The organism is Thauera butanivorans, assembly GCF_048398245.1.
GTDB classification, from domain to species: Bacteria; Pseudomonadota; Gammaproteobacteria; order Burkholderiales; family Rhodocyclaceae; genus Thauera; species Thauera butanivorans.
Genome location: NZ_CP183038.1, coordinates 3,979,383 through 3,991,479 on the forward strand (window position 1 = coordinate 3,979,383; position 12,097 = coordinate 3,991,479).

Annotated in this window: 13 protein-coding genes; all 13 read left to right on the forward strand. The window is 66.4% G+C overall.

Annotated features, from left to right (window positions below; genetic code table 11):
* Positions 1–58: 58 nt before the first annotated feature.
* The 13 genes from ACNQFN_RS19295 (at position 59) to bfr (ending at position 12,077) form a co-directional block, all read left to right on the forward strand.
* Positions 59–2,503 carry an EAL domain-containing protein gene (locus ACNQFN_RS19295; RefSeq protein ID WP_418647299.1) on the forward strand — a complete coding sequence of 815 codons (2,445 nt, stop codon included), beginning with the start codon at positions 59–61 and terminating at the stop codon, positions 2,501–2,503.
* A complete protein-coding gene (locus tag ACNQFN_RS19300; RefSeq protein ID WP_068635900.1) occupies positions 2,503–3,711 on the forward strand; it encodes a porin in 1,209 nt (402 codons plus the stop codon). Before ACNQFN_RS19295 ends, ACNQFN_RS19300 begins: the two co-directional genes overlap by 1 nt.
* A complete protein-coding gene (locus ACNQFN_RS19305) occupies positions 3,698–4,147 on the forward strand; it encodes a hypothetical protein (protein ID WP_418647300.1) in 450 nt (149 codons plus the stop codon). Before ACNQFN_RS19300 ends, ACNQFN_RS19305 begins: the two co-directional genes overlap by 14 nt.
* A gap of 118 nt (positions 4,148–4,265) precedes the next feature.
* Positions 4,266–5,291, forward strand: a complete 1,026-nt coding sequence (locus ACNQFN_RS19310; protein ID WP_418647301.1) for a methionine ABC transporter ATP-binding protein — start codon at positions 4,266–4,268, stop codon at positions 5,289–5,291.
* Complete coding sequence (locus ACNQFN_RS19315) at positions 5,288–5,965, forward strand: methionine ABC transporter permease (RefSeq protein ID WP_068635903.1); 678 nt, start codon at positions 5,288–5,290, stop codon at positions 5,963–5,965. The genes ACNQFN_RS19310 and ACNQFN_RS19315 overlap by 4 nt, the downstream gene beginning before the upstream one ends.
* A 31-nt stretch (positions 5,966–5,996) precedes the next feature.
* A complete protein-coding gene (locus ACNQFN_RS19320; RefSeq protein ID WP_068635904.1) occupies positions 5,997–6,785 on the forward strand; it encodes a MetQ/NlpA family ABC transporter substrate-binding protein in 789 nt (262 codons plus the stop codon).
* Between the two features lie 318 nt (positions 6,786–7,103).
* Positions 7,104–7,940, forward strand: a complete 837-nt coding sequence (cysT, locus tag ACNQFN_RS19325) for a sulfate ABC transporter permease subunit CysT (RefSeq protein ID WP_068635905.1) — start codon at positions 7,104–7,106, stop codon at positions 7,938–7,940.
* Positions 7,940–8,839 carry a sulfate ABC transporter permease subunit CysW gene (gene cysW / locus ACNQFN_RS19330; protein ID WP_068635906.1) on the forward strand — a complete coding sequence of 300 codons (900 nt, stop codon included), beginning with the start codon at positions 7,940–7,942 and terminating at the stop codon, positions 8,837–8,839. The genes cysT and cysW overlap by 1 nt, the downstream gene beginning before the upstream one ends.
* The gene (locus ACNQFN_RS19335) at positions 8,836–9,939 is read left to right on the forward strand and encodes a sulfate/molybdate ABC transporter ATP-binding protein (protein ID WP_068635907.1); all 1,104 of its coding nucleotides are present in this window, start codon (positions 8,836–8,838) and stop codon (positions 9,937–9,939) included. The genes cysW and ACNQFN_RS19335 overlap by 4 nt, the downstream gene beginning before the upstream one ends.
* A complete protein-coding gene (locus ACNQFN_RS19340; RefSeq protein WP_068635908.1) occupies positions 9,936–10,865 on the forward strand; it encodes a CysB family HTH-type transcriptional regulator in 930 nt (309 codons plus the stop codon). The genes ACNQFN_RS19335 and ACNQFN_RS19340 overlap by 4 nt, the downstream gene beginning before the upstream one ends.
* 311 nt (positions 10,866–11,176) lie before the next feature.
* Entirely contained in the window at positions 11,177–11,320 is a 144-nt protein-coding gene (locus tag ACNQFN_RS19345; protein WP_245650865.1) for a hemin uptake protein HemP, read from the forward strand.
* 41 nt (positions 11,321–11,361) lie between these two features.
* Complete coding sequence (locus ACNQFN_RS19350; protein WP_068635909.1) at positions 11,362–11,601, forward strand: (2Fe-2S)-binding protein; 240 nt, start codon at positions 11,362–11,364, stop codon at positions 11,599–11,601.
* Positions 11,598–12,077 carry a bacterioferritin gene (gene bfr / locus ACNQFN_RS19355; RefSeq protein ID WP_068635910.1) on the forward strand — a complete coding sequence of 160 codons (480 nt, stop codon included), beginning with the start codon at positions 11,598–11,600 and terminating at the stop codon, positions 12,075–12,077. The genes ACNQFN_RS19350 and bfr overlap by 4 nt, the downstream gene beginning before the upstream one ends.
* The last annotated feature ends 20 nt before the right edge of the window (positions 12,078–12,097 follow it).

Here is a 12,097-nt window from a genome sequence, read left to right on the forward strand (position 1 = left end):
TGGTCGCGGCACGCCACCTCGTGACTCCTGCATCACACGGCAGCACTGGACGATCCTGATGTTCCTTCGTTTCCGACACGCTTCGATCCGTTTCCGCCTGCTGCTGGCAAGCACCACGGTACAGATGGTGCTGCTGAGCCTGCTGCTGGCCAACAGCGTGCGCCTGATGAACAACGCAGCGTCGGCCAGCCTGGACACCACCATCAGCCAGAACTCCAGCATGCTGCACGCGATGGCCACGACCTACGGCGAACAGCAGCGCTACGGCGAGTTGCAGGACATCCTGGGCGAACTGCTGCTCGGCGCGAACGAGGGCCTGGTCTATGTCCGCATCGTCGCCCCCGACCAGACACCGCTGGTCAGCGCAGGCCGCCCCGACATCGACGCCCTGCCCGAGCCCACGGTGATCCGCACCGGTTTCTTCGAAGGCGTGCTCGGCAACGAGATCGTGCATGTGCGCCACCCCCTGCTGCTGCCGCGCAACGAAGTCGGCCTGCTGCAGTTCGGCGTATCGGTGTCCGGCCTGGCGGCGGCCCGCCGCGCGATCACCGAGCAAGGCCTGGCGATCGCCTTGTCCGAGATCGTGCTGACCTTCCTGCTGCTGTCGACCATCGGCTACCTGCTCACCCGCAACCTCGGGCAGCTGCTCGCCGGCAGCAAGGCGATCGCCGACGGCCATCTCGAGCACCGGGTGCCGTCCAAAGGCCATGACGAACTGTCCGTCATCTCGCGCCACTTCAACATCATGGCGGCCACGCTGCAGCGCCGCGTGGCCGAACTGCAGGACACCGCGACCCGGCTCAGGATCAGCGAGGAACGCCATGCCCTGGCGATGCGCGGCGCCAACGACGGCCTGTGGGACTGGGACATTCCCGCCGGCACGGCCTACTACTCCGACCGTTTCTGCGAAATCCTCGGCCTGCCGTCCGGCGGCCTCGCCAGTTCCCCGGAAGCCTTTCTCGACTACATCCACCCCGACGAACTGACTGAATACCGCGAGCGCATGATCGAGCATCTGAAAGGCGACAGCGCGCAGTTCATGATGGAACACCGCGTCCGCCTGCCCGACGGCAACTACCGCTGGGTGCTGACCCGCGGCGTCGCCCGCCGCAGCAACACGCCCCGCATCTCGCGCATGGCCGGCTCGATCAGCGACATCGACATGCGCAAGCGGGCGGAAGAGCAGCTCATCCACGACGCCCTGCACGACGGCCTGACGGGGCTGCCGAACCGGGCACTGTTCATCGAGCACGTCAACCACGCGCTCGCCCAGCGCCGGCGCGACAGCGACGACATGATCGCGGTCGTCGCCATCAACCTCGAACGCTTCAGCCTGGTGAACGACAGCTACGGCCATGCCGTCGGCGACGAACTGCTGCGCCGCGCCGCCGCCCACATCAAGGCTTCGCTGCGGGAAGGGGATGTGGCGGCGCGCGTCGGCGGCGACCAGTTCGCCGTGCTGCTGAACGACCTGGCGAGCTCGGCCGACGCGTTGCGCATCAGCGAGACGCTCATTGCGCTGCCGTCGTTCGCGGTACCGACGGCCGACCGCATCCTGCACCCCCGCTGCCGGATCGGCATCGCCCTGAGCGAAGCCGAGGGCGAGGATGCCCAGGCCTTGCTGCGCGACGCCGACAACGCCCTGCACAAGGCACGCCAGAGCGATACCTCGCCGATCGAGTTCTTCCACGCCTCGATGCACACCCAGGCCGTCCGCGCCCTGCAGCTCGAATCCGATCTGCGCTGGGCGCTCGCCCATGGCGGCCTGGCCGTTCATTACCAGCCGATCGTCGCCCTTTCCGACCGCCGGACCGCGAGCTTCGAAGCGCTGGTGCGCTGGCCCCATGCGACGCATGGCCTGCTGGCACCATCCGAATTCATCCCGCTCGCCGAAACCCTGGACCTGATCCACGATCTGGGCATGGAAGTCCTGCGCATCGCCTGCGCGGACATGCGCAACTGGAAGAACCGCCCCGAAAGCCTTCGCGCACGCGTCAGCGTCAACCTTTCCGCCCGCCAGCTGGCCCGCCCGGCGCTCGCCACCGAACTGCTGGCGATCGTCGACCGCAACGGCCTGCCGCACGACCAGGTCCGCTTCGAAGTCACCGAAAGCCTGCTCGCCCGCCCCGACAGTCCCGCCACCCGCAGCCTGCGGGAATTGCGCAACGCCGGCATCGAGATCCTGATCGACGACTTCGGTACCGGTTATTCCGCCCTGAGCTATCTGCACACGATGCCCTGCAACCAGGTCAAGCTCGACGGTTCCTTCGTCAGTTCGATCACCGAGGATCATCGCCTGCAGGCCATCGTCCGGCGCAGCATCGAACTCGCCCACGACCTCGGCATGACCGTCGTCGCCGAATGCATCGAGGACGCGCGCCAGTTCGAAGTCCTGCGGGAACTGGGTTGCGACTACGGGCAAGGTTATTACTTCTCCCATCCGCTGAACCGGGACCAGACCCTGCAATGGCTGGAACAGGAATCAGCGAAGGCCAGCACCTGATGAAGAACAGACTCGCAGCCGGGCTCACGGCCTTCGCCGCCGCCCTCGTCCTGCATGCCGGCCCGGCCGCCGCGGACATCGAGAGCGTCACCTTCTCGGGCTTCGGCACCCTGGGCGTCGTCAGATCGGATGCCGCCGACCTCCAGTTCGTCCGCGTGGGCACCGAAGCACCGGGCTCCGGCAGGCTCAACTTCGGCTCCGACTCGGTTCTCGGCGTGCAGGGCAACTTCGGCTTCGGCAACGGCACCGAAGCCGTCGTCCAGGTGCTGGCCCGGCACACGCCGAAGCACGACTATATCCCCCGCGCCGCGCTGGCTTTCATCAGCTTCGCGCCCTCGCCGGAGTTCACCCTGCGTGCCGGGCGGCTGCGTGTGCCGGCCTTCATGCTGTCGGATTCGCTCGACGTCAATTACGCGCATTCCTGGGTACGCCCGCCGGTGGAGGTGTACGCGCTCAATCCCTTTGCCGACCTAGACGGCATCGACCTCCTTTACCGCACCCGGATCGCGGATGTGGACCTCGAGCTGCACCCCTACTTCGGGCGCAGCCGCGTCGACATCGCCCACTACGGCCATGCCTCGCTGTCGCGGCTGCGGGGCCTGAACATCGGGCTCTCCAAAGGGCCGCTCACGCTCCATCTCGGCTATTCGCGCGCACGCCTGGACCTGCGCTGGGGCGACCCCGAATTCGATCGCCTGCAGCACGCCCTGGGCGCTTTCCCGCAGGGCAGGCTGATGCTGGCCGAAATGCAGGGCAACGGCGCCTCCGCCTCCTTCACCTCCGCCGGCTTCCACTGGGACGACAACCGCTGGCAGCTGATCGGCGAATACGCGGTGCGCCGCACTTCGGCCTTCGTGAACAGCGCTTCCGGCTGGCATCTGACGATCGGCCGGCACGTCGGCGCCACCACGCCCTATCTCAGGTTCGCCCGCAACCGGCAGAGCAGCCCGATCGTCAGCCGGAACCTGAGCATGGGCCTGCCGGAGATCGATGCCTTCAACGCGTCGCGCAACAACGGCCAGCGCAGCATCGGCGCCGGCCTGCGCTGGGATCTGCATCCGAACGCCGCCATGAAGGTCGAGCTGGCACGCAGCCGCATCGAGAACGACGGATGGGGAGCGTTCTACCCACGGGGAGACATCCTTTCCACCCGCGTCAGCGGCCGCACGGTCAACACCTTGAGTCTGTCGATCGATGTGGTCTTCTGATCGCTTCGGCTCCCCATCGTGCTGGATCGCCCTGCTGGTGGTCCTGCTCGCCCTGGGCGCGCACCCGGCACACGCGGAGGAAGTGCTGATCGTCACCGCACGCACGGGCACGGTCGAGACCCTGAGCCGCGACGAAGCCGAACAGCTCTACCTGGGGCGCCGCGCCACCCTGGCCACCCGCATCTCCATGCTGCTGGACCTGCCGCCCGGCAGGACGCGAGACCATTTCTACCGCACGCTCACGGACAAGAATCCCAGCCAGATCCGCGCCTACTGGTCGCGCATGGTGTTCACCGGACGCGCGCTGCCGCCAAAGGAAGCCGCCGACGCCGGCGATGCGCGCCGCCTCCTGCTCGAGAACCCCGGCGCCATCGGCTATCTGCCCGGGCGCTACGCCGACGACCCGGAGCTCCGCATCCTGCTTCGCCTGGAATAGGCCTGAGCCGCCATGCACCCGGGGAACGCGGTCAGCCGCCACGGCACAATGGTGCCACCGCGGCGAGGTTGATACACTCCGCGTTTTTGCGCCCGGCTCCGCCGCGGCAGCCATTTCCGTGATCAGAATCGAAGGACTCGGCAAGACCTATCGCGTCGAAGGGCGGGAGGTCAGCGCGCTGGACGGCATCGACCTCGAAATAGCCAAGGGCGAAATCTTCGGCATCATCGGCCGCTCAGGCGCCGGCAAGAGCACGCTGCTGCGCAGCCTGAACCTGCTCGAACGGCCGAGTTCCGGCCGCGTGCTGATCGACGGCAAGGACATCACCGGCTTCGACCGCCAGCGCCTGCATGCGCTGCGCCAGCGCATCGGCATGATCTTCCAGCATTTCAACCTGCTCAACGCCAAGACCGTGGCGGCCAACATCGACTGGCCGCTGCGCTGCACCAGCAGCCTGACCGCCGCCCAGCGCGCCGAACGCGTGGCCGAACTGCTGGCCCTGGTCGGGCTCAGCGAGCACGCCGGCAAGTACCCCGCGCAGCTGTCCGGCGGCCAGAAGCAACGCGTCGGCATCGCGCGGGCGCTGGCCAGCCGGCCGCAACTGCTGCTGTGCGACGAAGCGACCTCGGCGCTCGACCCCGAAACCACCCAGTCCATCCTGCGCCTGCTGCTCGACATCAATCGCCGGCTCGGCCTCACGATCGTGCTGATCACCCACGAGATGCAGGTCATCCGCACATTGTGCGACCGCGTCGCGGTCATCGACGGCGGCCGCATCGTCGAAAGCGGCAAGGTCGCGGACGTCTTCCTGCACCCGCGGCATCCGGTCACCCGCAGCATGGTGGCACAGGACGATCCGCTGACCGCGGCGATGCTCGACCCCGCCCACGCCTTCGCCCAGGACAAGCTGCGCGGCACCCTGGTGCGCCTGACCTACGTCGGCGACATCACCTACCAGCCTGTCCTGAGCGACATCATGGCCGCCAGCACAGTGCGCTTCACGATCCTGCAGGGCGAAGTGTCGAGCATCAAGGAGCTGCCTTTCGGCCAGTTGCTGCTCGAACTCGAAGGCAGCGACGAGGACGTCCGCCGGGTGTTCGCCGAACTGGACCGGCACCACATCCATCACGAGGTACTGCAATGATCGACCTGTCGATGATCGAGTGGGGCAGCATCGAATGGGGCGACATCGCGTTCGCCACCTGGGAAACCCTGGTGATGACCGGCGTGTCGCTGTTCTTCACCGTGCTGATCGGCCTGCCGCTCGGCATCCTGCTGTTCGTCACCTCGCAGGGGCAGTTGCTGGAACAGCGCGCGCTGTACCGGGTGCTGTCCTTCATCGCCAACGTGCTGCGCTCGGTACCCTTCCTGATCCTGCTGATCGTGATGATCCCGGTGACGGTGATCCTGATCGGCACTTCGCTCGGCGTCGAAGGCGCGATCCCGCCGCTGGTGGTGGCCACCGCCCCCTTCTTCGCCCGCCTGGTGGAAAACGTGCTGCGCGAAATCGACCGCGGCGTCATCGAGGCCTGTCAGGCGATGGGCATCCGCACCCACCGCATCATCTTCGGCGCCTTGCTGCCCGAAGCCCTGCCCGGCCTCCTCGCCGCGACCACGGTGACCGCCATCACCCTGATATCCTACGCGGCGATGTCCGGCGTGATCGGCGGCGGCGGCCTCGGCGACCTCGCCATCCGTTTCGGCTACCAGCGCTTCCAGACCGAAGTGATGGTGATCACCGTCGCCCTGCTGGTGGTGCTGGTACAGCTCATCCAGTACGCCGGCGACCGCCTCGTGCTGCATTTCAGCCGCAAATAACAGACTGGACCTTTCAACCCCGGAGCCCCACATGTCCTTCACCCTTCGCAAACTGCTGTGCGCCGCCGCCCTCGCCTTCACCGCCTCCGCGCAGGCCGCGGACAAGCTGGTCATCGCCGCCACGCCGGTGCCGCACGCCGAACTGCTCGAGTTCGTCAAGCCGATGCTGGCCAGGGAAGGCGTGGACCTCGAAGTGAAAGTCTTCACCGACTACGTGCAGCCGTCGATGCAAACCAACGAGAAGCGGGTGGACGGCAACTTCTTCCTGCACGGCCCCTACCTCGACGAGTTCAAGAAGAAGCAGAAGAACGACATCCAGGTCGTCGTCACGAAGGTGCACGTCGAACCCTTCGCCGGCTACTCGTCCAAGCACAAGACCATCGCCGACCTGCCCGAAGGCGGCACCGTCGCGCTGCCGAACGACCCTTCCAACTCCGGCCGTGCCCTGCTGCTGCTGGCCAGGCAGGGCCTGATCACGCTGAAGGACCCGAGCAACGTCGTCGCCACCACCCGCGACATCACCAGCAATCCGAAGAAGCTCAAGTTCCGCGAACTGGAAGCCGCCACGCTGCCGCGCATCCTCAATCAGGTCGACCTGGCGCTGATCAACACCAACTACGCGATGCAGGCCAAGCTGAACCCGATCACCGATTCGCTGTTCATCGAGGACGCCAGCTCGCCCTACGCCAACCTGCTGGTGGGCCGCGAGGACAATGCCGGCAGCCCGGCGATGAAGAAGCTGGCGGCGGCGCTGACCTCGCCCGAAGTCAGGCAGTTCATCGCCGACAAGTACCAGGGCGCGGTCGTGCCGGCCTTCTGATCCTTGCGATGGCACGGCCCTCGGCCAAGGGGGCCGTGCTTTCGTAAAGCACAAATCTTCATATCGAATTCGGTTTTTATTATTTTTTGCCCGATTACGGCACTTGTAGACTCCCCAGCCATTACTTGCTGGAGTCATCATCATGCCGTTCCCGGCTTTTTCCCGGCCCCTGCCGAGCCTTTCCGGCAGGGCCGCCACGGGCCTTCCCCCTTCTTCCCCGCCCACCGTCGGCCCGGCTACCGGATTGCCCGGTGAATCCGCCGGCCGCTCCGCCTCCAGCGCCGGCCGAAGTCCCCACACGCTCGTGGCGGCACGCTGATGTCCGCCGCCAAGACCTTTCGCGTGCTGCCGGGCTTCAACCTGACGCTCGGCTACACCCTCGGCTACCTGTCGCTGATCGTGCTGATCCCGCTCGCCGCGGTGTTCCTGAAGACCGCCGAGCTGAGCTTCGGCGAATTCTGGAACGTCGTCACCGCGCCGCGCGTCGTCGCTTCGTACAAGCTGTCCTTCGGCATGTCGCTGCTCGCCGCCGCGATCAACGCGGTGTTCGGGCTGATGCTGGCCTGGGCGCTGGTGCGCTACACCTTCCCCGGCAAGAAGCTGATCGACGCCCTGGTGGACCTGCCTTTCGCCCTGCCCACCGCGGTGGCCGGCATCTCACTGACCGCGCTGTACGCCAAGAACGGCTGGCTCGGCCAGTACCTCGACGTGCTCGGCATCCAGGTGGCCTTCAAACCGCTGGGCGTACTGGTGGCGCTGGTGTTCATCGGCCTGCCCTTCGTCGTGCGCACCGTGCAGCCGATCCTCGAAGACCTCGACACCGAACTGGAAGAAGCCGCCACCAGCCTCGGCGCCCGGCGCTGGCAGACCTTCCGCCACGTCATCCTGCCGATCCTGCTGCCGGCGCTGATGACCGGCTTCGCCCTCGCCTTCGCCCGCGCGGTGGGTGAATACGGCTCGGTGATCTTCATCGCCGGCAACATCCCGATGGTGTCCGAGATCACTCCGCTGATGATCATCACCAAGCTGGAGCAATACGACTACACCGGCGCCACGGCCATCGCCACCGTGATGCTGATCCTGTCCTTCATCCTGCTGCTCGTCATCAACGGCCTGCAGGCATGGACGGCGAAACGAACCGGGAGGGACCGCTGATGGCCGCCGCCACCACGATGCACCTGGGCGGCGACCAGGCCGCCCGCTTCGAGAGCCGCGCCGCCACGCGCGAGACGCCGCTGGTGAAATGGCTGATCCTGGGCACCGCGCTGAGCTTCTTCGCCGTGTTCCTGCTGATGCCGCTGATCGCGGTGTTCGTCGAGGCGCTGCGCAAGGGCTGGGAAACCTACGCCACCGCGCTGGTCGATCCGGACGCGCTGTCGGCCCTGCGCCTGACCCTGCTCGCGGCCGCCATCGCGCTGCCGCTGAACCTGGTGTTCGGCGTCAGCGCGGCCTGGGCGATCGCCAAGTTCGAGTTCCGCGGCAAGCACTTCCTGATCACGCTGATCGACCTGCCGTTCTCGGTGTCGCCGGTCATCGCCGGCCTGATCTACGTGCTGGTGTTCGGCGCTCAGGGCTGGTTCGGGCCGTGGCTGTCGGAGCACGACATCAAGATCATCTTCGCCGTGCCGGGCATCGTGCTCGCCACCGTGTTCGTCACCTTCCCCTTCATCGCCCGCGAGCTGATTCCGCTGATGCAGGCGCAGGGCAAGGAAGAGGAGGAAGCGGCGATCGTGCTCGGCGCCAACGGCCTGCAGACCTTCTGGCACGTGACCCTGCCCAACATCAAGTGGGGCTTGCTGTACGGCGTGATCCTGACCAACGCGCGGGCGATGGGCGAGTTCGGCGCGGTGTCGGTGGTGTCCGGCCACATCCGCGGCGAGACCAACACCCTGCCGCTGCACGTCGAGATTCTCTACAACGAATACCAGTTCGCCGCCGCCTTCGCGGTGGCCTCGCTGCTGGCCCTGCTGGCGCTGGTGACCCTGGGCATCAAGACCTGGGTCGAACACCGCGCCGCCGCAGCCTGGCGCAATTCACAGGACGACGCATCATGAGCATCCAGGTACGCAACATCCGCAAGCAGTTCGGCGCCTTCACCGCGCTGGACGACATCTCGCTCGACTTCCCGACCGGCGAACTGGTCGCCCTGCTCGGCCCCTCGGGCTGCGGCAAGACCACGCTGCTGCGCATCATCGCCGGCCTCGAACAGGCCGACGGCGGCCAAGTGCTGCTCGATGGCGAGGACGCCTCGGACACCCACGTGCGCGACCGCCAGGTCGGCTTCGTGTTCCAGCACTACGCGCTGTTCCGCCACATGACGGTGTTCGACAACGTCGCCTTCGGCATCCGCATGAAGCCGCGCCGCGAGCGGCCGTCCGAGAAGCAGATCGCCGACAAGGTGCACGAGTTGCTGAACCTGGTGCAGCTCGACTGGCTGGCCGACCGCTTCCCGTCGCAGCTGTCCGGCGGCCAGCGCCAGCGCATCGCGCTGGCCCGCGCGCTGGCGGTCGAGCCGCGGGTGCTGCTGCTCGACGAGCCTTTCGGCGCGCTCGACGCCAAGGTGCGCAAGGAACTGCGGCGCTGGCTGCGCAAGCTGCACGACGACCTGCACATCACCTCGATCTTCGTCACCCACGACCAGGAAGAGGCGCTGGAAGTCGCCGACCGCGTGGTGCTGATGAACCACGGCCACGTCGAACAGATCGGCACCCCGGAGGAGGTCTACCGCCACCCGGCCACGCCCTTCGTCTATGGCTTCCTCGGTGCGGTCAACTTCTTCCACGGCCGCGTTGAAGGCGAGGGCCTGCGCGTCGGCGACGATCACCTGCTCCATGCCGCGGACGATTTCGGCCAGGGCGCGGAAGTGATCGCCTTCGCCCGACCACACGAGCTGGACATCGCCGTCGGCGCCGACGCGAACCAGGGCATCCCCGCCCGGGTCAGCCGCGTGCTGTCCTTCGGCGTCACCGCGCGCGTCGAGCTCGACGGCCTGAACGGCGCCACCGGCCAGCATTTCGAGGTCGAGCTCACCCGCGAGCGCGCCGCCGAGCTCGCGCTGGAAGAAGGACAGGCCGTCCGCCTGCTACCCTCCCGCCTCAGCATCTTCGAACAAGGGCATGCGGCGAATGCCGCGGCGGCGGGAGCCCGGAAATGAACTTCCAGCAGTTGCGCATCATCCGCGAGACGGTGAGGCGCGGTTTCAACCTGACCGAGGTGGCGAACGCGCTGTTCACCTCGCAGTCGGGCGTGTCGAAACACATCAAGGACCTGGAGGACGAGCTCGGTGTCGAGCTGTTCACCCGCAAGGGCAAGCGCCTGCTCGGCCTCACTGCGCCGGGCAAGGAGCTGGTGGTGGTGGTCGAGCGGATGCTGCTCGACGCCGCCAACATCAAGCGCCTGGCCGAGCAGTACAGCAACGTCGATGAAGGCCAGTTGACGGTCGCCACCACCCACACCCAGGCACGCTATGCGCTGCCGAAGATCGTCGCCGCCTTCAAGCAGGCCTTTCCCAAGGTCCATCTGCGGCTGCACCAGGGCAGTCCGGACGAGATCGTACAGATGCTGCTCGACGGCGAAGCCGACGTCGGCGTCGCCACCGAAGCACTCGCCGAGGTGCCGGAACTCGCCACCTTCCCGTATTACGGCTGGCAGCACGCGGTGGTGGTGCCGGCGGGCCATCCCCTCGAAGCCGTCCGGCCGCTGACGCTGGAGGCGATCGCCGGATACCCGGTCATCACCTACCACGAAGGCTTCACCGGCCGCACCCGCATCGACAAGACTTTCACCGGTGCCGGGCTGAAACCCGAAGTGGTGATGTCCGCGCTCGACGCCGACGTGATCAAGACCTACGTCGAACTCGGGCTGGGCGTGGGCATCCTGGCCTCGATGGCCTTCAGCCCGGAACGCGACCCCGGCCTGCGCAAGCTCGACAGCGACGGGCTGTTCGCCGAGAACATCACCCGCATCGCGGTCCGCCGCGGCCACTACCTGCGCGGCTTCGCCTATCGCTTCATCGAGCTGTGCTCGCCTGAACTGACCGAGGCCGTCGTCGCCAACACGGTCAGCAGCACCGGCGCATAGCCCCGCTGCGCGGCGATCGCCGCCGCGCAGAACGGCTTCCCTGCCTTCGCAGCCGGCCAGTTCCACCCCTCTGCGCGGCATCGATTCGCGCGATCTCCCACCTCTCGAAGCCCCTTTTCTGCAGCTTCGCGCAGCGCCGCAAACCGCTTTTCCGCTGCCCTTCGGCACCGCCTTCATCGACAGGATTGACTCTCCCCAGTAATGCGTGATGTAATGCGAATCGTTATTATTGATGCAAGCACAAAATGCATTCCCGACAGGATGAGGGTCCGGCGCCAGCCGATCGGTTCCAGCCCGGCGATCCAGCGCGCGTGTCAGCCTGGCCGCAATCCGCCGGCACGCCCCTGCCGTCCGATGTACTGCTTGCCGGACGGAACGCGGTGACCATCGTGCATCTGGGCGTGCATTACGTGCTGCGCGCAACACGTTCCGGGAAGCTGATCCTCACCAAATGAATCGCCGACCTTCAGGCGGAATCGAGCAGCGAGGCTAGAATATGTACGTCTGTGTGTGTAACGCCGTCACCGAACGCCACATCGTCGCCGCCGTGCGCGAGGGTGCAACGACCCTGCGCCATCTGCGCCGGGATCTGGGCGTGACGGCCGAATGCGGACGCTGTGCACGTTGCGCGCACGATTGTCTGCGTTCGGCGCTGGCGGAACACAACAGTACGTCCGAAGCGAGCACCCCCATGTTCGCCCGGCCCATGTTCCCGCTTGCCCTGGAGGCCGTATGAAAGGCGACAAGAAAGTCATTCAGTACCTCAACCGTCAACTCACCATCGAACTGACCGCGATCAACCAGTACTTCCTGCATGCCCGCATGTACAAGAATTGGGGCTTCGGCCGGCTCGGAAAGCACGAGTACGACGAATCCATCGAAGAAATGAAGCACGCCGACATGCTCATCGAGCGCGTGCTTTTCCTCGAAGGCCTGCCCAACCTGCAGAACCTCGACAAGTTGCTGATCGGCGAGAACGTGCCCGAATGCCTGCAGGGCGACCTCACGCTCGAGCTCGGCGGCCGTGCCAACCTCATCGAAGCCATCCAGTACTGCGAGTCCTGTAAGGACTACGTGTCGCGCGAGCTGTTCGAACACATCCTCGACGACACAGAAGAACACATCGACTACCTGGAAACCCAACTCGGCCTGGTCGACAGCGTGGGTCTGCAGAACTACCTGCAATCGCAGATGGAGCCGCAGGCATCCTGAGCCCCAAGACTGAATTCGCC